This window comes from uncultured Mucilaginibacter sp. (genome assembly GCF_903913935.1).
Taxonomy (GTDB): Bacteria; Bacteroidota; Bacteroidia; order Sphingobacteriales; family Sphingobacteriaceae; genus Mucilaginibacter.
The window spans coordinates 1-16,894 of sequence record NZ_CAIWNH010000134.1 but is presented as its reverse complement, the minus strand read 5'-3'; the positions used below and the strand labels follow the sequence as shown (position 1 = coordinate 16,894).

19 protein-coding genes are annotated in these 16,894 nt (G+C 41.6%); 12 read left to right on the top strand and 7 right to left on the bottom strand.

Features of this window, described 5'->3' with window-relative positions:
* Positions 1 to 269: 269 nt before the first annotated feature.
* The 3 genes from rho to purS all read left to right on the top strand — a co-directional run bounded on the left by rho (position 270) and on the right by purS (position 3,032).
* Entirely contained in the window at positions 270 to 1,886 is a 1,617-nt protein-coding gene (gene rho / locus QZY09_RS05145; RefSeq protein ID WP_295669069.1) for a transcription termination factor Rho, read from the top strand.
* A 101-nt stretch (positions 1,887 to 1,987) separates the two neighbouring features.
* Positions 1,988 to 2,743: a CDP-diacylglycerol--serine O-phosphatidyltransferase gene (gene pssA, locus QZY09_RS05140; RefSeq protein WP_295669066.1), complete on the top strand. Its 756-nt coding sequence runs from the start codon at positions 1,988 to 1,990 to the stop codon at positions 2,741 to 2,743.
* A 31-nt stretch (positions 2,744 to 2,774) separates the two neighbouring features.
* Positions 2,775 to 3,032 carry a phosphoribosylformylglycinamidine synthase subunit PurS gene (purS, locus tag QZY09_RS05135; protein WP_295669064.1) on the top strand — a complete coding sequence of 86 codons (258 nt, stop codon included), beginning with the start codon at positions 2,775 to 2,777 and terminating at the stop codon, positions 3,030 to 3,032.
* A 76-nt stretch (positions 3,033 to 3,108) separates the two neighbouring features.
* On the opposite strand, the gene QZY09_RS05130 is transcribed toward purS, so the two are convergent.
* Together QZY09_RS05130 and folK are read right to left on the bottom strand one after the other, a co-directional pair.
* A complete protein-coding gene (locus tag QZY09_RS05130) occupies positions 3,109 to 3,486 on the bottom strand; it encodes an Hpt domain-containing protein (RefSeq protein ID WP_295669061.1) in 378 nt (125 codons plus the stop codon).
* A gap of 23 nt (positions 3,487 to 3,509) precedes the next feature.
* Positions 3,510 to 3,989, bottom strand: coding sequence for a 2-amino-4-hydroxy-6-hydroxymethyldihydropteridine diphosphokinase (folK, locus tag QZY09_RS05125; protein ID WP_295669058.1), 480 nt, complete (start codon positions 3,987 to 3,989; stop codon positions 3,510 to 3,512).
* Between the two features lie 86 nt (positions 3,990 to 4,075).
* On the opposite strand from folK, the gene sppA reads away from it, so the two are divergent.
* From sppA to QZY09_RS05090, 7 genes are all read left to right on the top strand, one after another.
* Positions 4,076 to 5,842, top strand: a complete 1,767-nt coding sequence (gene sppA, locus QZY09_RS05120) for a signal peptide peptidase SppA (RefSeq protein WP_295669054.1) — start codon at positions 4,076 to 4,078, stop codon at positions 5,840 to 5,842.
* A 135-nt stretch (positions 5,843 to 5,977) separates the two neighbouring features.
* Complete coding sequence (locus QZY09_RS05115) at positions 5,978 to 7,654, top strand: DNA polymerase/3'-5' exonuclease PolX (protein WP_295669050.1); 1,677 nt, start codon at positions 5,978 to 5,980, stop codon at positions 7,652 to 7,654.
* A gap of 99 nt (positions 7,655 to 7,753) precedes the next feature.
* Positions 7,754 to 8,737: a D-glycero-beta-D-manno-heptose-7-phosphate kinase gene (gene rfaE1 / locus QZY09_RS05110; protein WP_295669047.1), complete on the top strand. Its 984-nt coding sequence runs from the start codon at positions 7,754 to 7,756 to the stop codon at positions 8,735 to 8,737.
* A 160-nt stretch (positions 8,738 to 8,897) separates the two neighbouring features.
* Positions 8,898 to 9,452 carry a D-sedoheptulose 7-phosphate isomerase gene (locus tag QZY09_RS05105; protein WP_295669043.1) on the top strand — a complete coding sequence of 185 codons (555 nt, stop codon included), beginning with the start codon at positions 8,898 to 8,900 and terminating at the stop codon, positions 9,450 to 9,452.
* 76 nt (positions 9,453 to 9,528) lie between these two features.
* Positions 9,529 to 10,029: a D-glycero-beta-D-manno-heptose 1-phosphate adenylyltransferase gene (gene rfaE2, locus QZY09_RS05100; protein WP_295669040.1), complete on the top strand. Its 501-nt coding sequence runs from the start codon at positions 9,529 to 9,531 to the stop codon at positions 10,027 to 10,029.
* A complete protein-coding gene (locus tag QZY09_RS05095) occupies positions 10,026 to 10,988 on the top strand; it encodes a glycosyltransferase family 9 protein (RefSeq protein ID WP_295669038.1) in 963 nt (320 codons plus the stop codon). Before rfaE2 ends, QZY09_RS05095 begins: the two co-directional genes overlap by 4 nt.
* Positions 10,989 to 11,096: 108 nt before the next feature.
* Positions 11,097 to 11,573 carry a histidine phosphatase family protein gene (locus QZY09_RS05090; RefSeq protein ID WP_295669035.1) on the top strand — a complete coding sequence of 159 codons (477 nt, stop codon included), beginning with the start codon at positions 11,097 to 11,099 and terminating at the stop codon, positions 11,571 to 11,573.
* Between the two features lie 58 nt (positions 11,574 to 11,631).
* Here the strand turns inward: QZY09_RS05090 and QZY09_RS05085 are convergent, their stop codons facing one another.
* From QZY09_RS05085 to QZY09_RS05075, 3 genes are all read right to left on the bottom strand, one after another.
* Positions 11,632 to 11,988 carry a four helix bundle protein gene (locus tag QZY09_RS05085; RefSeq protein ID WP_295669032.1) on the bottom strand — a complete coding sequence of 119 codons (357 nt, stop codon included), beginning with the start codon at positions 11,986 to 11,988 and terminating at the stop codon, positions 11,632 to 11,634.
* A gap of 112 nt (positions 11,989 to 12,100) precedes the next feature.
* A complete protein-coding gene (dprA, locus tag QZY09_RS05080) occupies positions 12,101 to 13,198 on the bottom strand; it encodes a DNA-processing protein DprA (RefSeq protein ID WP_295669029.1) in 1,098 nt (365 codons plus the stop codon).
* A 228-nt stretch (positions 13,199 to 13,426) separates the two neighbouring features.
* Positions 13,427 to 13,573, bottom strand: coding sequence for a hypothetical protein (locus QZY09_RS05075; RefSeq protein ID WP_295669026.1), 147 nt, complete (start codon positions 13,571 to 13,573; stop codon positions 13,427 to 13,429).
* A 47-nt stretch (positions 13,574 to 13,620) separates the two neighbouring features.
* On the opposite strand from QZY09_RS05075, the gene QZY09_RS05070 reads away from it, so the two are divergent.
* Together QZY09_RS05070 and QZY09_RS05065 are read left to right on the top strand one after the other, a co-directional pair.
* Positions 13,621 to 13,998: a BlaI/MecI/CopY family transcriptional regulator gene (locus tag QZY09_RS05070; RefSeq protein ID WP_295669023.1), complete on the top strand. Its 378-nt coding sequence runs from the start codon at positions 13,621 to 13,623 to the stop codon at positions 13,996 to 13,998.
* A complete protein-coding gene (locus QZY09_RS05065; protein ID WP_295669019.1) occupies positions 13,995 to 15,938 on the top strand; it encodes a M56 family metallopeptidase in 1,944 nt (647 codons plus the stop codon). The genes QZY09_RS05070 and QZY09_RS05065 overlap by 4 nt, the downstream gene beginning before the upstream one ends.
* A gap of 63 nt (positions 15,939 to 16,001) precedes the next feature.
* On the opposite strand, the gene rsmG is transcribed toward QZY09_RS05065, so the two are convergent.
* Both rsmG and QZY09_RS05055 read right to left on the bottom strand, forming a co-directional pair.
* A complete protein-coding gene (rsmG, locus tag QZY09_RS05060) occupies positions 16,002 to 16,628 on the bottom strand; it encodes a 16S rRNA (guanine(527)-N(7))-methyltransferase RsmG (protein ID WP_295669015.1) in 627 nt (208 codons plus the stop codon).
* Positions 16,618 to 16,894, bottom strand: a 277-nt coding sequence (locus tag QZY09_RS05055; RefSeq protein ID WP_295669012.1) for a sigma-70 family RNA polymerase sigma factor, incomplete at its 5' end; no start/stop codon positions are given. The genes QZY09_RS05055 and rsmG, both read right to left, overlap by 11 nt.

Sequence of the window (16,894 nt, the reverse complement as noted above, 5' to 3'; positions counted from 1 at the left end):
CTAAAGAAACAATTTAAAACTCCAGGTTATTTTATTAATTATTTACATGGGTTTAGATGTTGCATAAACAAGTTGCAAATAAAATCTTTCATATAAAAACATCCTCCATGTATATCAATATTTAAAGGATTTGCTAATACAAATAAAATTCTTTCATAACGCCGGGCAGCTTAACAAAAGGCTTAACTGCTCTATAATACCAGTGAAAAATACAAAAGAATCACAAAAGATATTCTAATTAAAAATCTCCTTGAACTATAATATATAATATGTTTGATACAAACGAATTGAACGACAAACTCGTTTCAGAGTTGCGCGATATTGCCAGAAACTTAGGTATTGCTGAAGCTGAGGACCTTAGGAAGGCTCAACTCATCAGTCGTATTGTTGAACAGGGACAGCTGATTGAAGCAGCCCGTGCACAACAAACTACTGTAAATACCATTTATACTCCCAAAGGAGCTGAGCCCGCCGAGAGTACCGAAAAAACACGCAAAAGAATACGCACTGTAAAAACAAGCAACAAACCCCGCATAGAAGTCCCTTTGGATGACACCAATTTATTTGATGAGCCAGATGATGAGGTTTCTGCTGATGAGGATAGCGAAGTGCCGTTAATGATCGGTGAGGATACCGAAGCGGTACAGGAAGGTGATGTCGCCGCAAAAGCAGATGATACCATAATAGAAGGACGCAATCCTAAATTTGAACGCAGGGTAAATAACCAAACCAGCCAGCAAAAAAGCCAGGAGCCGCCTATAAACCTTGATTTTGACAATGTAATTGTAAATGAAGGTGTTTTGGAAATTATGCCCGATGGATATGGCTTTTTAAGGTCATCAGATTATAACTACCTTACTTCGCCGGATGATATTTATGTTTCGCAGTCGCAGATAAAACTTTTTGGTTTAAAAACCGGTGATACTGTTCGCGGAAGCATCAGGCCTCCTAAAGAAGGTGAAAAATATTTCCCTTTGGTACGGGTTGAAGCCATTAATAGCCGCATCCCTGCTGAAGTGCGTGACCGTGTGCCATTTGATCACTTAACACCGCTTTTCCCTTCCGAAAAATTGAGCTTGTTTACTGATCCGGGTAATTATTCAACCCGTATTATGGACCTTTTCTCTCCTATCGGTAAAGGACAGCGTGGTTTGATTGTAGCTCAGCCTAAAACAGGTAAAACCATGTTGTTAAAGGATGTGGCCAATGCCATCGCCAAAAACCACCCGGAAGTTTACCTGATCATCCTTTTGATTGACGAACGCCCGGAAGAAGTAACAGATATGGCCCGCAGCGTACGCGCAGAAGTAGTATCATCAACCTTTGATGAACCGGCTGAACGCCACGTTAAAATTGCAAATATAGTTTTGGAAAAAGCAAAACGTATGGTGGAATGCGGTCATGACGTGGTTATTTTGCTCGACTCGATCACCCGCCTTGCCCGTGCTTACAATACGGTAGCCCCTGCATCCGGTAAAATATTATCTGGTGGTGTTGACGCGAATGCTTTGCATAAACCAAAACGCTTTTTCGGTGCGGCACGTAACATTGAAGACGGCGGCTCGTTAACCATTATCGCAACAGCACTGACTGAAACCGGCTCAAAAATGGATGAAGTAATTTTCGAAGAGTTTAAAGGTACCGGTAATATGGAACTTCAACTTGACCGTAAATTATCCAACAAACGGATCTTCCCAGCTATTGACATCACTGCTTCAAGCACGCGCCGCGATGATTTACTGCTTGACCGCGAAACCCTGCAACGGATATGGATCTTACGTAACCACCTTGCGGATATGAATTCGCAGGAAGCAATGGAATTTTTACAGTCGCAGATAAGAGGCACAAAAACAAACGAAGAATTCCTTATCTCGATGAATTCGTAATAATTTAGTATTTATGAAGTTTAAATTAAGGTAACACTTGACAAAGAACTTCATAAATACTTCAGAATTACTTCAAATAACATTGCTACCTTCATGCCGGAATGAAGAATCGAGTTAAAAAACACTTACCAAATGCAATAACCTGCGCAAACCTGTTTAGCGGCTGTGTGGGTATTGTATTAGCTTTTAAAGGTGAACTGGTTGCAGCTTCCTATGCTATATTTCTGTCGGCCATATTTGATTTTTTTGACGGACTGGCCTCCAGGGTACTCAAATCATTTTCGGGTATTGGCAAGGATCTTGATTCACTAGCAGATATGGTTAGTTTCGGCGTTTTACCTGCCGTTATCATGTACCAGATATTTTTACAGGCCCCCCAAATCGCTCAAATTAGCAGCTGGTTAAACTTTATCGCTTTTTTAATCCCTGTTTTTTCGGCTTTACGGCTTGCTAAATTTAATGTCGACACCCGCCAGGCCGAGAACTTTATTGGTTTGCCTACGCCTGCAAATGCGATATTGATTGCCTCGTTCCCCATGATCATTGAGCATCATGATCATTTTTACGAACCCTTTTTGACAAATCCATATGCATTACCAATTTTTGTGATCGTGATGTGCACATTATTGGTTTTAGAAATGCCTATGATGTCGTTAAAATTTAAAAACAGCGATTTTAACCAAAATATTTATCGGTATTTATTACTGTTGTTTTCGGCTATTCTGATACTATTTTTTAAATTTGCAGCAGTTCCGGTGATCATATTGATCTATGTCATCTTATCCATTATCCAATTCAAATTTGCTAATGAGCCTATGGTAGGTGTTGCTCAAAAAGAAACAAAAATTCACCGATAATAGATTCGTTCGCCTTTAAAACTTATAATTAATGAAAAAATTCCAGGCCGAAATAGATGTAATGCCGAAAAAAGAAATACTTGATCCACAGGGTAAAGCTGTAACAGGAAGCATGAAAAACCTTGGGTTAGCTGAAATACATAATGTACGCATTGGTAAACACATCACCCTTGAGATAGAAGCTGACAGCGCCGAAACCGCTCACAGCAAAGTTGACCTTGCCTGCAAAAACCTCCTGGCGAACCTCATCATGGAAAGCTATAGCTTTAGTGTAGCGGAAGTTAGTTGATTGGAGGTTAGAGATTAGAGATTAAAATAACAGCCTGGCACGTTCGGCCTAATCTCTAATCACAAGTCTCTGATCACTATAACTGCGTTTCTTTTTCTGCCTTTATTTTAGCGAGTGAAATTAAGTTTTCTTCAAGTATTGCCTGTACTTCGCTGAATTTTTGCTTTAACAGCTCCGGGTCCTGGGCGCCGCCTTTTGCCATAATCTCAACTTCCTGGATAGTGGCCTGGCTAATCGGCATTCCAAAAAAACCAAGGTTAGGTTTCAATTTATGTGAAGCTGAAGACACAGTTGTCCAATCACCGGCGGCAATACCGGTAGCAATCATCTGCAATAATTCGGGGGTTTGCTGCATGAACATTTGAATTGATTCAACGATGAACTCGTTGCTCCCGTCAGCAATATCCAGCAAAAATGAAAGGTCGAGGTCCTTTGGTAAAGAATTGTGAGACATAAAAGGGTTTATAAACTTCAAAATTATATCTTTTTTACGTTCAATTTATCAATAAGTTCGAATTTAAGTTGTAAAATATTTTTTTTTAAAACCGGGTGCACCTTATCCCCTGCTATTTCTGCCAGCGGTTCAAGGGTAAACCTTCGGTTTTGCAACTCAGGATGAGGAATAATAAGCCCGGGTTCATTTATTATTTGCTGATCGTAGAATAATATATCAATATCAATCGTACGCGAACCCCACTTTTCTTCCCGGTGCCGTCCCAGTTTATTTTCGATATTTAATATCTTTTCAAGAACATCATTTGGATTAAACGCTGTTTTTAATAATATCACCTGGTTCAGGTAATCAGGCGCATCAGTTTTTCCCCATGATTGCGTTTCATAAACCGATGATTTTTTTAATACCGGGGCTATCGCAGTTTCTATATGATCAATAGCTTGTTTCATAAACAATTGCCTGTCTCCCAGGTTACTCCCCAATAATAAAAAAACCTCATGCATGTTGTAACAAATATTATAGACAGTGCTCTTAGTGTTATCAGTTGCGAATTACTAAGTTTGCATAGTTAAAAGATTTAAAACATTTAATGAAACAATTCTTCAAATTTGTGCTTGCCAGCATGGTAGCGATAATTATTTCGGGTATCATTTTCGTGATCATTATTATTGCAATCATAGCTTCCTCAAGCGATAAAACGGTCGAGGTTGACTCTAATTCAATTTTACATATCCAGTTTACTAAAACAATTGCCGAACGCACCCCGGAAAACCCACTTAAAGATTTACCTTTTTTGGGATTGGACCAGGACGAATCAATTGGTCTTAACGATATCCTTGCGAATATTAAAAAAGCCAAAACTGACGCTAACATTAAAGGCATATTCCTGGATGAAACTGAAATTCCAATAGGGCAGGCCACATCTGAAGAAATCCGCAACGCACTGATTGATTTTAAAAAATCCGGCAAATTCATCATAGCTTACTCCGAAATATATACCCAGGGCTTTTATTACCTTGCTTCGGTAGCCGATAAGGTTTATTTAAACCCAAAAGGGATATTCCTGTTTCATGGATTTAACCAACAGATTACTTTTCTGAAAGGAGCACTTGACAAATTGGGCATCGAAGCACAGATAATAAAAGTTGGGACATATAAAAGCGCAGTTGAGCCATTTTTCCTTACCAAAATGAGCGATGCCAACCGTTTACAGGTAAACTCCTATTTACGTTCGCTCTACAATAGTTTTTTAGCGGGTATCGCCAAAAGCCGGAAGATCAGCAAAGACACTTTATTTAGCTGTGCAAATAACCTTAAAATACGTTTTCCGGAAGATGCACTTAATTTCAAACTGGTAGATGGGTTGAAATACAAGGACGAAGTTTTAAATGAACTTAAAAAACGTACAGGTATTGAAACTAATGATGACCTGAAAATAGTTGAGCTTTCTGATTATTCAAAAAGTATACCTACCGGAGATGATCGTAACAAGGAATCCAAAAATCAGATCGCAATCATATATGCATCCGGCGAAATTAACGGGGGAAGTGGTGATGACAATTCCATAGGCTCAGAAACGGTGTCAAAGGCGTTGCGCGACGCGCGCCTTGATAATAAGGTAAAAGCCGTTGTTTTAAGGGTTAATTCACCAGGAGGAAGCTCGCTGGCATCAGATGTGATCTGGCGCGAAGTAATGCTTACTAAAAAGGCAAAACCGATGATCGTATCCATGGGAGATTACGCTGCATCGGGTGGCTATTATATCTCCTGCGCGGCCGATTCCATTTTTGCCGAGCCGAATACCATAACCGGCTCAATAGGTATTTTTGCCGTATTACCCAACATGCAAAAGTTTTTTAATGATAAGCTGGGCATTACTTTTGATGGGGTAAAAACCGGCAAATATGCCGACCTGGGCGATGTTTCGAGGCCGTTAACGCCTGAAGAGCACGCCATACTGCAAAACCAGGTAGACCATGGCTATGATGATTTTACCAAAGCGGTGGCCCGCGGTCGTCACAAAACACAGGCTTATATTAACAGCATTGGGCAGGGCCGGGTTTGGACCGGTGAACAAGCCCTCACAAATGGGCTGGTAGACCGGCTGGGTAATATCAACGATGCCATCAAATCTGCAGCGAAGATGGCGGGTATAAAAAACTATAAACTAAAGACCTACCCTGACCAAAAAAGCTTCCTGAATAAATTTGGTTTCGATATGAATGCCGAAATAAAAGCCCATGTTGTAAAATCGGAGCTTGGCGAGAATTACAAGTATTACAACCAGCTGAAAAGTGTTACCCAAATGATGCGGACCCCGCAGGCAAGGTTGCCTTATGATGTGGAGATAAATTAGTTTTAGATATATTTTGATTGGACAAGCCGTACGCCCCTGGTGTACGGCTTTTTTGTTATTTGATGAATTCAAAATAACCTTTAAAAAAACAACCGATTCCATTCGTCTTTTGTATTTTTGCAGCTTCAATCAATTATGGAAAACAAACCCATAGCCCGAAAACTTCGCCTATTATCGCAACTGATGGAACTGCATGAGGTTAATCCCTTTAAGGTAAAGTCGATAGCGAATGCTGCTTTTAAGGTAGATAAACTTCCCTTCCCTGCGAAAAATAAAAGCACCGAAGAACTTGAAAAGATCGATGGCATAGGCAAAAGCACTGCGGCTAAAATAACCGAGCTGCTGGAAACCGGTACCATGGCCGAGCTGGAAGAATTGCTGGAAAAAACCCCGGCAGGTGTTGTGGAGATGATGGGTATTAAAGGCATTGGCCCTAAAAAGGTGGCCATCATCTGGCGCGATCTGGCAATTGAAAACCTTGGCGAGCTGTATTATGCCTGTAACGAAAACCGCCTGGTTGAGGCTAAAGGCTTTGGCTTGAAAACGCAGGATGAGATCCGTAAGGTTATTGAGTTTAATATGGCCAGCAATGGCAAGTTTCTTTATGCCAAAATTGAAGAAGAAGCCAATAACCTGCTGGATAGAGTAAAAGTGATTTTACCGGCTTCGTTAATCGAATTTGGCGGCGAATTCAGGCGATGCTGCGAGATCATCAATAACCTGGTGATTGTTTTAGGTGATAATGACCTGGATACCGCATTTAATTCAATTGCGGAATCTGGTATTATTCTTCAACCCATAGTTAATGGCAAAAAGCTTAGCGGCGAGCTTGAAAATGGCCTAAAAATCGAGATATTTTTTGTAGAAAAGCGTTATTTCTATCATGAACTTTTTGTTCAAACCGGCGACGGTGAACATATAAACGCAGTTTTAGCGCTGGCAGGAGACATTGTTGATCAACCAGTAAATGAGGAAGAAATCTATAATAAAGCAAAACTTGAATTTATACAGCCTGAGCTGAGGGAAGGAACAGGCTTTATTGAAAAAGCTAAAAACAATGACTTGCCGGCATTAATCACGCTGCCTGACCTGAAAGGATCCTTGCATAACCACAGCACCTGGAGCGATGGTATTAACACTGTTGAAGAAATGGCGCTATATTGCCGGGATGAAATGAACCTGGAATACCTGGGCATGTGCGACCACAGCAAAAGCGCCTTTTATGCCAAAGGGTTAAGTATTGAACAGGTAATCAACCAGCAGGAAGAAATTGACCATCTGAATAAAAAGCTGAATGGTTTCCATATCTTTAAAGGAATTGAATCGGATATATTATATGATGGATCGCTGGATTACCCTGAGGAGATTTTAAAACGCTTTGATTTTATCGTGGCCTCGGTACATTCCATCCTTAAAATGGACGAAGAAAAAGCAACTTCGCGCCTCATCAAAGCGATTGAAAACCCTTACACTACTATATTAGGTCACCCTACAGGCAGGTTGTTGCTGAGCCGGAGCGGTTACCCTATCGACTATAAAAAAGTAATTGACGCCTGCGCCGAGAATAACGTGGTAATAGAAATAAATGCCAACCCGCTGCGTTTAGACCTCGACTGGCGCTGGCATCAGTATGCCCTCGAAAAAGGTGTATGGCTATCTATTAACCCTGATGCACACCGTAAAGAGGGCCTTTTAGATATGTATTACGGTATATTAGCAGGAAGAAAAGGCGGTTTATACAAAGAAAGATGCCTGAATGCGTTATCATTGCAGCAAATAAGTTCTTTTTTTTCAAAAAAGAACAGAGGTTAAAGATTGGTGATTAGAGATTAGGAAAAAAGAAGATTGGAAAAGCCTGTAGAAAAGAAATAATACCCTGCGACACCAATGAACTAATGAACAATTGAACTAATGAACTTAATAAGTAAAGTAAGATCAATACAATCAGCACAAAAAACGCCATCGGTACTGGTTATCGGCGATTTGATGGTTGATCATTATATCTGGGGTTCGGCAACGCGCTTATCACCCGAGGCGCCTGTACCTGTAGTAAATGTAAAAAAAGAATCAACCACCCTTGGTGGTGCGGGCAATGTGGTGCAAAACCTGGTGGCTTTGGGAGCGAAGGTATCGGTTGCCGGGGTAATCGGCAATGATGCCGCAGGCAGGCAGCTGATAGATATAATGGCAAGTGAAGGTGTTAAAACGAATACCATTGTTGAGGATAATTCACGAACAACTACCATAAAAACCCGCATTTTGGTAGGTAGTCATCAATTGGTAAGGGTTGACAGGGAAGTTACTGAAGCTATTTCTGCTGAGCTGGAAGACAAGCTGATCGACGGAATTATTGCAAACATTGATAGCGCTGATATCGTACTATTATCAGATTACAACAAAGGTTTGTTAGCACAGGGGCTTACCCAAAGAATAATTAGCATTGCTAATGAACATCAAAAAAAGGTAGTTATAGATCCGAAAGGTTTAAATTACGAAAAATACAAAGGCGCGTACATCATCAAACCAAACCGTAAGGAACTGGCTGAAGCTGCCAAAACGGAAAAAATAAGCAACCTTACCGACCTGGAAAATGCGGCGAAAACCATTTTCCTGCAAACCGGCACAGATTACCTTATCGTAACCCTGTCGGAAGAAGGCATGGCGATCATTACCGAGCAAAGCAGCAAACTGATGCCGGTAAAGGCTACCGAGGTTTTTGACGTAACCGGCGCCGGTGATACTGTAATAGCGGTAATTGCGTATTTTACAGCGCTTGGCTTATCTGTTGAAGAAGCCTGCGAACTGGCTAACCATGCTGCAGCAAATGTTGTTAGGCATGTGGGCAGTGCGACTACCACAATTGATGAGATCATCAAAGACATGGAAGGGTTTTAGGTCATTAAGTCATTGGGTAATTAAGTCATTGTAAATATGGCGATGAAGTGTCCGTCCGTCACGCACTCGGCCATCTTGCGACAGAGCGGACGGGGTGGTCATTGGGTCATTAAAATAAATAAATCCGACATCGAAATTTCGACATCCGAAATATAAAGACATGGTTATACAGGAATTAAAAGATCACCAGCAGGTAATACAAAAAGTGATCGATCATTTGGGTGGCGATATTGAAGCTGCCTGCATCATGATTACCGCTGTAATACAAAAAGGCAATAAGGTTTTGCTTGCCGGCAATGGCGGCAGTGCAGCTGATGCACAGCACATTGCAGCGGAGTTGAGCGGGCGATTTGTTAAGGAAAGAAGGGCTTTGCCCGGTATTGCCTTAACCGTTGATACTTCAGCCCTGACAGCTATTGCTAATGATTACGGATACGAGCACGTATTTTCGCGCCAGGTAGAAGCGTTGGCGCAACCCGGTGACCTGTTTATCGGCATTTCCACCAGCGGCAATAGCCAGGGTATTTTAAATGCTTTTGAAGCGGCGACCAAACTGGGTTGCAAAACTCTAGGCCTTTCAGGCAGGGATGGCGGTAAGATGAATGACCTGTGCGAACTGAACATTGTAGTACCTTCAAATATTACCGCCCGGATCCAGGAAATGCATATTTTGATCGGGCATATCCTGTGCAAGGCACTGGATGATTTGTTTTAAACTTAAATAATTCAGACTTACGAAGTTTTAGAAACTTCGTAAATCTCCTATTCAATGATTTATTTTAAATTGATTTATGCACGTTGATATAGAAAACACCCTTTTAAATAAAATTCTGGATCTCCAGTCCATCAAAAGCCATGTACTTACCTGGCAGGCTGAAGGGCAAAAGGTTGTTTTTACCAATGGCGTTTTCGACCTGCTGCATATTGGTCACCTCACCTATATGGCGAAAGCGGCAGAACTGGGTAATAAACTGGTCATCGGCTTAAATTCGGATGCTTCAGTAAAGCGGATCAAAGGGGATGACCGGCCTGTAAACGACCAGAATAGCCGTGCAGCATTATTGGCAGCCTTGTTTTTTGTTGATGCGATCACCATTTTTGAGGAAGATACTCCAGCAAATCTCATCACAACTTTACTGCCTGATATCCTTGTAAAAGGCGCTGATTATTCAATTGAAAATATTGTTGGCGCCAAAGAAGTACTGGCCAACGGCGGCGAAGTAAAGACCATCAATTTTGTAGAGGGCTATTCATCCACCTCTATTATAAATAAAATCAGGAGCAAGACATGAAAATTTTGGTGATCCGGTTCAGCTCGATGGGTGATATCATTTACACCACGCCTGTGGTGCGCTGCCTTAAAAAGCAATTACCTGATGCCGAGGTTCATTTTTTAACCAAACCCGCCTTTAAATACATCTATGATAACAATCCCTATGTGGATAAACTGCTGTTATTAAAGGATAAGCTTGCCGATACTATTAATGAGATAAAGGCACAAAAATATGATTACATCATCGATCTGCACAACAACCTGCGTACAACATTGATCAAACTCAGTGTGCGGGTTAAATCATCTACCTATAAAAAACAGCGGATACAAAAGTGGTTGAGCTTAAAATTCAAACTAAAATTAGTACCGCCGGAGCATTTGGTAGACCGTTATTTAAAAACGGTTGCATTTTTAGGGGTTAAAAATGATGAACAGCCTATTGATTATTATATTAAAGCCGATCATAAGTTAAGTAAATTACTTCCCCTATCCTACCGGGATGGCTATATTGCTTTCATTATCGGGGCTACACATTTTACCAAAAGAATGCCCAACAGCAAGATCATTAGCCTATGCCATCAGCTAAAGCACCCGGTTGTTTTGCTTGGCGGAAATGATGTAAAAGCAAACGGCGATGAAATTACAGCTGAAACCAATAATGTTTATAATGCCTGTGGAATAACTACCCTTGATGAATCGGTTTTCCTGGTATCAAAGGCAAAAAGTGTTATTGGTTTTGATACCGGCTTAACCCATATTGCCGAAGCGTTTGGGGTGCCCATCGCTTCTGTTTGGGGTGGCACTGTACCCGAATTATTGGGTGTACAGCCCTATAAAGTTAAAGAAGTGTTGGTTGCCGGGATCGAATTATCATGCCGCCCTTGCTCCAAATTCGGGTTGGAAAAATGTCCGCTCAAGCATTTTAAGTGCATGAATGATCTGCCTGAAGGGCCTATTATTGCCTTTGCAGACCGGTAAATACGATCACCGGGGAAAACTATCCATCTATCTGTACGTTAATCATAAAGCACGAAGTATATTTAAATAAATCTTCGGCAATTGGGCTTATTTTATTTAATTTACATCATGAAAAAATTGATCCTGATACGGCATGCCAAAGCGGAAAAAGATTCGTTTGGAAAGGATTTTGACAGGCCGTTAAAATACCCCGGAATCCAGGATGCAAGGTTTATGGCCGACAGGCTTAAAGAAAATGCTATCATTCCTCAACAAATCTTAACCAGCGCTGCTTTACGTACCAAAACTACCGCTGAGATATTTGCCGATACATTTAATTTACCCGATCCAACTACTAAAAAGTCGATTTACGAAGCTAGCAGGGAAGCCTGGCTAAAGGTGATCAATGGATTATCTGATGATTACGATACCATCGCTATTGTTGGCCATAACCCCGGTGTTGCCGAAATTTTGAGGTATTTAACCGGCGAAGGCAGGGAGGTGCATACATCAACCGTTGCATTAGTTGAATTTGACATTGATAATTGGGCTGAAGTTACCGGTGATACCGGCAAACTGGCTTTTTATAGTTCACCAAAGGAATAGTCATTGGGTCATTGGGTCATTGGGTCATTAATGTTACTTCAAAACCCTGATGATTGCATTACTTTCCAATATTTTTAATGTAAATATTCAGTTTCAGATGGATGGTTTCTAATTGCTTTAATAGCGATTGATAGGTTTCATCTTCAATTAAGCCCCTCGTTTTTGCTTTTTTTAACCATCCTTTGGTCTCAATGATCGATCCCCTGCTAAAAAAGCAAAAGTTCTTATTTTCTTTATAATGAAAACGACCGAACCCTTCAGCAATATTCGCGCTGATAGAATCCGCTGAGCCTACTAATTGTTTCCCAACAGTATCCTTAGCAAAAAAGTCCCACTTTATGGTTATAAACCAAACCTCATCTGCAAACATTTCTGCTAAGTTATGTACCTCAATTTCTTCGATCCTGTTACTCATAAATCTATTTTTAATATTTAATTATCACCCTATCCCCAACCAACCAATGACTTAATGACCAAATGACTCAATGACTTCCCAAACCAACCAATGACTTAGTGACCTAATGACTTTAATTAATGCAATACGTTTTCCCAGGCAACGACCTGATGTACCCCTGCATCTCCATGTTGAGTAAGTTCATCGCAAGTAAACTCGTCGGTAAATTAGCTTTTATAGTGAGGTCATCAATTGCAACAGGGCTGTTGCTTTGCTTCAAAATATCAAATATCAGTTGTTCTTCCGCCGAAAGATCTATCGGCAGCATAAATTGTTCCGCTGGTTTCAGGTTATCTGCTTTTTCCCATCCCAGGCTATACGCCAGGTCTGCCACGCAGGTAAGCAGCGCTGCTTTGTTATTACGAATCAGGAAGTTACAGCCCTCGGAGTAATCATCTCCTACCCTTCCCGGGAACGCAAATACATCCCGGTTATAGGAGTTGGCTATCTCGGCTGTTATTAATGCGCCTCCTTTTATCCCGGCTTCAATCACCACCGTTGCATCCGCCATGCCGGCAACTATGCGGTTTCGCTGCGGGAAGTTTTCCCTGTCGGGGATGGTGCCCGAGAGGTATTCAGTTAATAAGCCACCATTATCAAGCATTTTTTCGGCTGTTGCCCGGTTCTGGCTGGGATACATCCTGTCCAGGCCATGCCCCAGTACGCCTACGGTCGGTACATTCAGCTTTACGCACTCTTTATGTGCCGCAACATCTATCCCTAAAGCCAAACCGCTTACTATGAGTATATTGTATTGCTTTAGTTCCTCCACCAGCTCATGGCACAGGTGTTTGCCGTATTCGGTGGCGTTACGGGTGCCAACTATACTAATAACATGCTGCATATTTAAGTTGGCATTCCCCTTCGAGAACAACAAGATCGGCGCATCGCCACAATTCTTCAGGCGTTTGGGATACCTGCTATCGGTATAAAAAATAATTTCAATCCCGTTCTTTTCTACAAATTTTAATTCTGCTTCGGCTTTGGTGAGTGCTTCCTTAAAATTAAGCTGGCTGATGGTTTTTTCGCCGATACCCGGTACACGCAGCAGTTTATAGTTAGGTGCGTTAAAAACGTTTTCGGTATCGCCAAAATGGCTAACCAATAGTTTTGCCAACGATGGGCCTATATTATTTAAAAGCGTTAACGCAACCTGGTGCAATTGTGACATAAGTAAAGATATATGCCACTAAAATATAAAAATCCTAAGAATTTTAGCAAAAAAAATGACTAAAATATCAGTAGAATCCCTTTTAAATATTCAAAGTTTAAGTTAACCTATGCTGATGGGAAATTAACATGCAAGTCATGCCCCGTTGGGGGCTACCTGTTTGTAGAAAAAGAAATCACAACAAAATATTACCCCGTCAGGGGTTACCCATTCGCAAGGGGTAGTCCCTTACGGGGCAATTACCACAAACAGGTAGCCCCTAACGGGGCAGTCGCTTTTAAACGCGATTTCCATGCCTGAAATCTGCCGCATTTTTTTATCCACCATTATATCTGTACTATTTTTTTCAAAAAAAACTATAAAAATAGTTTGCAAACTATAAAAATAGTTCTACCTTTACTCAACTATAAAAATAGTTTGCTATGCACATTAAAGAATTGACAAAAGCCGAAGAGCAGGTAATGCAAATTTTATGGCAATTAAAGGAAGCCATTGTAAAAGACATTATTGAAGAAATGCCCGATCCCAAACCTGCCTACAACACAGTTTCCACCGTAGTAAGGGTATTGGAGGGTAAAGGATTTATCGACCATAAAGCCTACGGCAATTCCCACGTTTACTATCCGGCGGTACAGGAGGCTGACTATAAAAAGTTCACGTTTGATAAGATGATGAAAAACTATTTCAACAACTCTTACCAAAGCCTGGTCTCCTTCATTGCCGATGAAAAAAAGCTCGACCTGAATGAACTTGATGAATTAACCCAATTGTTAAACAACCTTAAAAACGAAAGATCATGAACTGGCTGCAATACCTGCTGGAGGCTAATTTATACCTGGGTATATTTTACCTTGTTTATTGTGTGTTTTTAACCAGGGAAACCTATTACCTGTTTAACCGCGCGTATCTGCTGTTTAGCTGTGTGGTCTCTTTTGTTTTACCACTGGTGCAACTGGGTTTCCTGCGCAACAACCAACCTGCGGCGCAAACTGTGTCATACGTTATTGCAGCACATGGTGCCAATAGCTATGATAAAGCGGCACAAATTTCCCTGGCAGCCTATTTTACTTTGCAAAACTGCGTGTTAGGTGTATACCTGCTGGGGGCTGTTGTTTTTACTATCCTGCTGATCATCAAGCTTATCCGCTTATTTACACTGACCCGCAGCCGTACAGCTACGGTTGACAACCAATACAAACTGGTGCATATCAACGATTCCAACTCCGCTTTCTCGTTTTTCAACTACCTGTTCATCGGTACAAAAGCAATGGATGCGGAGATCATTATCCGTCATGAGCTGGTGCATATCCGCCAGAAACATTCTATCGATATTATCCTGCTTGAACTTTTACGGATCATCAACTGGTTTAATCCGCTCATTTACCTGCTGCAAAACAGCCTGAAAACCGTTCATGAATATATTGCCGACGAACAAACCGCCTCTTATAAAACCAATCCCCTCGCCTATTCCACCTTCCTGGTAAACAATGCATATGGCATCGGCGGGCCATCTATCACGCATTCATTTTTCAATTATAACCTTTTAAAAAAGAGAATCATTATGCTAAATCAAAAACGATCGGGTAGTTTGGCAAGGCTAAAATACCTGGTAACGGTGCCCGTATGCGCCGGGCTGCTCTGTGTTTCCACACTGGGGTTCAGCAAAACGTACGGATGGGTGGTATTGGCGCCAAAAATGTCGTCCGCCATCAATGCAGACCAAAAAGTAAAAACCCTGAAATCAACGGAGGGTGACATTGTTGGATATGGAGATAAAATGACCGTACACGGCAAACTTTACACAGTAAATAACCTTACCGATGCTGACAAGGCTTATTTGCTGAAAACTTATAAAATAAAACTTGAGGTGGTGGAGATTAAGGGTAAACCGGGGCAGGCAACTGTATTTTTTCCTTCAGTGGCAAAAGATACCGGCGACAATTCAACAAGCATAACTTCCAAAGGGTACAAGTACAGACAGGCAGGCTATGTGGTAAACAACAAATCGGATATACTGGTCATCATCACCGAAAAAAATGGAGAAGAAAGAGGATATTACCGAAACTCCCTAACACCGGCCCAGGTACGTTTTTTGAAGGAAAAATATGGCTATACCTACCCGAAAATGGAAGTTTTCGCGAAGCTGCCTCCGCCTCCTCCAAGACCGATGGCGCCCGCAGCTAAACCAGCAAAACTTACGCTGCCACCAGTAAAAGCTGATGTTATAATTGTTGAACCCGTTGCTCCGGTGAAGCCTAAATCGCCGTTGCCTCCCACAGGTAAACCTGAAAAGCCTGCACCACCAATGAAAGCCGATATTATTATAGATGAGCCTGTTTCACCTGTTCAGGTTAAATCGCCACCACCACCACCAATGGCACCGCACATGCCTTTAACCAATGCTTATGCCGCGCTTGAAAAATACATTGCTAAACATACCAGGTACCCGGCAGTAGCCCGTGAAAATAAAGTATCTGGTAGCGCTGTTATACAATTTGTTCTAAACGCTGATCATAAAATAACAAACGTTACCCTTATCAAGGGAATAGGAAACCGCTGCGATGAAGAGGCAATGAGAGTGTTGAATGAATATAACGACGCTATTGATGCAAAGACGGGCACTTATAAAGTTGCTGTTACTTTTCTAATTGATGGCCTGCCGGCACCTAAACCTGCCAGCGAAGCATTAAGCAACGACCCATCGTTTATTGGTGAAGTGGTGGTAGTAACCTATTTATAAATACATAACAAAATCGGTGTAATCACCTATAACAATCAGTGAAATCATCCCCTATCGGTGTAATCACCCTTTAACATAGATTACCTGCTTGGTTTCAAAAAACTCCTCTTCAAAGTAATCTTTGAGGTAATATTGCTGAACGGCTAAACCCGCTTCGGCAATTTCCTGTTCAAGGTCTCCACCTTTTAAATACAGGATCCCGTTAGGCAAAGTGTTCTTGGATTTCTTGTTGAATTTGCCTTTTACCCAGGGATAAAACTCCTTTAGGCGCGTAACCGCCCTCGATACCACAAAATCAAACTTTTCATCTACCTGCTCTGCCCGCTGGTGCGAGCCTTTTACATTGCTAAGCCCTAAAGCCTGGGCAACTTCCTGCACTACTTTTATTTTTTTGCCGATAGAATCAACCAGGTAAAACTCCGTTTCCGGAAACAGGATAGCTAATGGGATGCCCGGGAAACCGCCGCCGGTACCTACATCCAGCACTTTTTCGCCCGGTAAAAAAGGCATTACTTTGGCTATGCCCAGCGAGTGCAGCACATGGCGCTCGTACAGCTGCTCAATATCCTTGCGCGAGATTACATTGATCTGGTCGTTCCAGAACTGGTATAATTCGGGTAAGCGTTTAAATTGCTCAAGCTGCTGAGCCGTAAGTGATGGAAAATATTTGGTGATCAGATCAGATGTCATCCCTGTTAAAGCGGTTGATGATATTGCCAAGCAAATACCTGGCCCTGAATAGTTGCGCCTTAACAGTACCTAAGGGAAGATCCAGCTGCTGAGCAATCTCTTCGTAGGATAATTCGTCAAAATAACGCAGGGTGATGAGGTTACGGTAACGCGACGGCAAGCTTTCTATCAGTAATTTAAGCTCCTGTGTTTGCTGTTTTTTGATGGAGACTTCTTCCGGATTTAATACATCGGCTTTGATCTGGAGTTGTTTTTCCTCGCCATCG

Excerpts from the sequence above, each read along its gene's own strand:
- QZY09_RS05095 (WP_295669038.1), top strand. The coding sequence starts at position 10,026 with ATGAAAATTTTGGTGATCCGGTTCAGCTCGATGGGTGATATCATTTAC.
- QZY09_RS05070 (WP_295669023.1), top strand. The coding sequence starts at position 13,621 with ATGCACATTAAAGAATTGACAAAAGCCGAAGAGCAGGTAATGCAAATT.
- QZY09_RS05085 (WP_295669032.1), bottom strand. The coding sequence starts at position 11,988 with ATGAGTAACAGGATCGAAGAAATTGAGGTACATAACTTAGCAGAAATG.
- dprA (WP_295669029.1), bottom strand. The coding sequence starts at position 13,198 with ATGTCACAATTGCACCAGGTTGCGTTAACGCTTTTAAATAATATAGGC.
- pssA (WP_295669066.1), top strand. The coding sequence starts at position 1,988 with ATGAAGAATCGAGTTAAAAAACACTTACCAAATGCAATAACCTGCGCA.
- rho (WP_295669069.1), top strand. The coding sequence starts at position 270 with ATGTTTGATACAAACGAATTGAACGACAAACTCGTTTCAGAGTTGCGC.
- purS (WP_295669064.1), top strand. The coding sequence starts at position 2,775 with ATGAAAAAATTCCAGGCCGAAATAGATGTAATGCCGAAAAAAGAAATA.
- QZY09_RS05130 (WP_295669061.1), bottom strand. The coding sequence starts at position 3,486 with ATGTCTCACAATTCTTTACCAAAGGACCTCGACCTTTCATTTTTGCTG.
- QZY09_RS05065 (WP_295669019.1), top strand. The coding sequence starts at position 13,995 with ATGAACTGGCTGCAATACCTGCTGGAGGCTAATTTATACCTGGGTATA.
- QZY09_RS05090 (WP_295669035.1), top strand. The coding sequence starts at position 11,097 with ATGAAAAAATTGATCCTGATACGGCATGCCAAAGCGGAAAAAGATTCG.
- rfaE1 (WP_295669047.1), top strand. The coding sequence starts at position 7,754 with ATGAACTTAATAAGTAAAGTAAGATCAATACAATCAGCACAAAAAACG.
- rsmG (WP_295669015.1), bottom strand. The coding sequence starts at position 16,628 with ATGACATCTGATCTGATCACCAAATATTTTCCATCACTTACGGCTCAG.
- sppA (WP_295669054.1), top strand. The coding sequence starts at position 4,076 with ATGAAACAATTCTTCAAATTTGTGCTTGCCAGCATGGTAGCGATAATT.
- QZY09_RS05105 (WP_295669043.1), top strand. The coding sequence starts at position 8,898 with ATGGTTATACAGGAATTAAAAGATCACCAGCAGGTAATACAAAAAGTG.
- QZY09_RS05115 (WP_295669050.1), top strand. The coding sequence starts at position 5,978 with ATGGAAAACAAACCCATAGCCCGAAAACTTCGCCTATTATCGCAACTG.
- rfaE2 (WP_295669040.1), top strand. The coding sequence starts at position 9,529 with ATGCACGTTGATATAGAAAACACCCTTTTAAATAAAATTCTGGATCTC.
- folK (WP_295669058.1), bottom strand. The coding sequence starts at position 3,989 with ATGCATGAGGTTTTTTTATTATTGGGGAGTAACCTGGGAGACAGGCAA.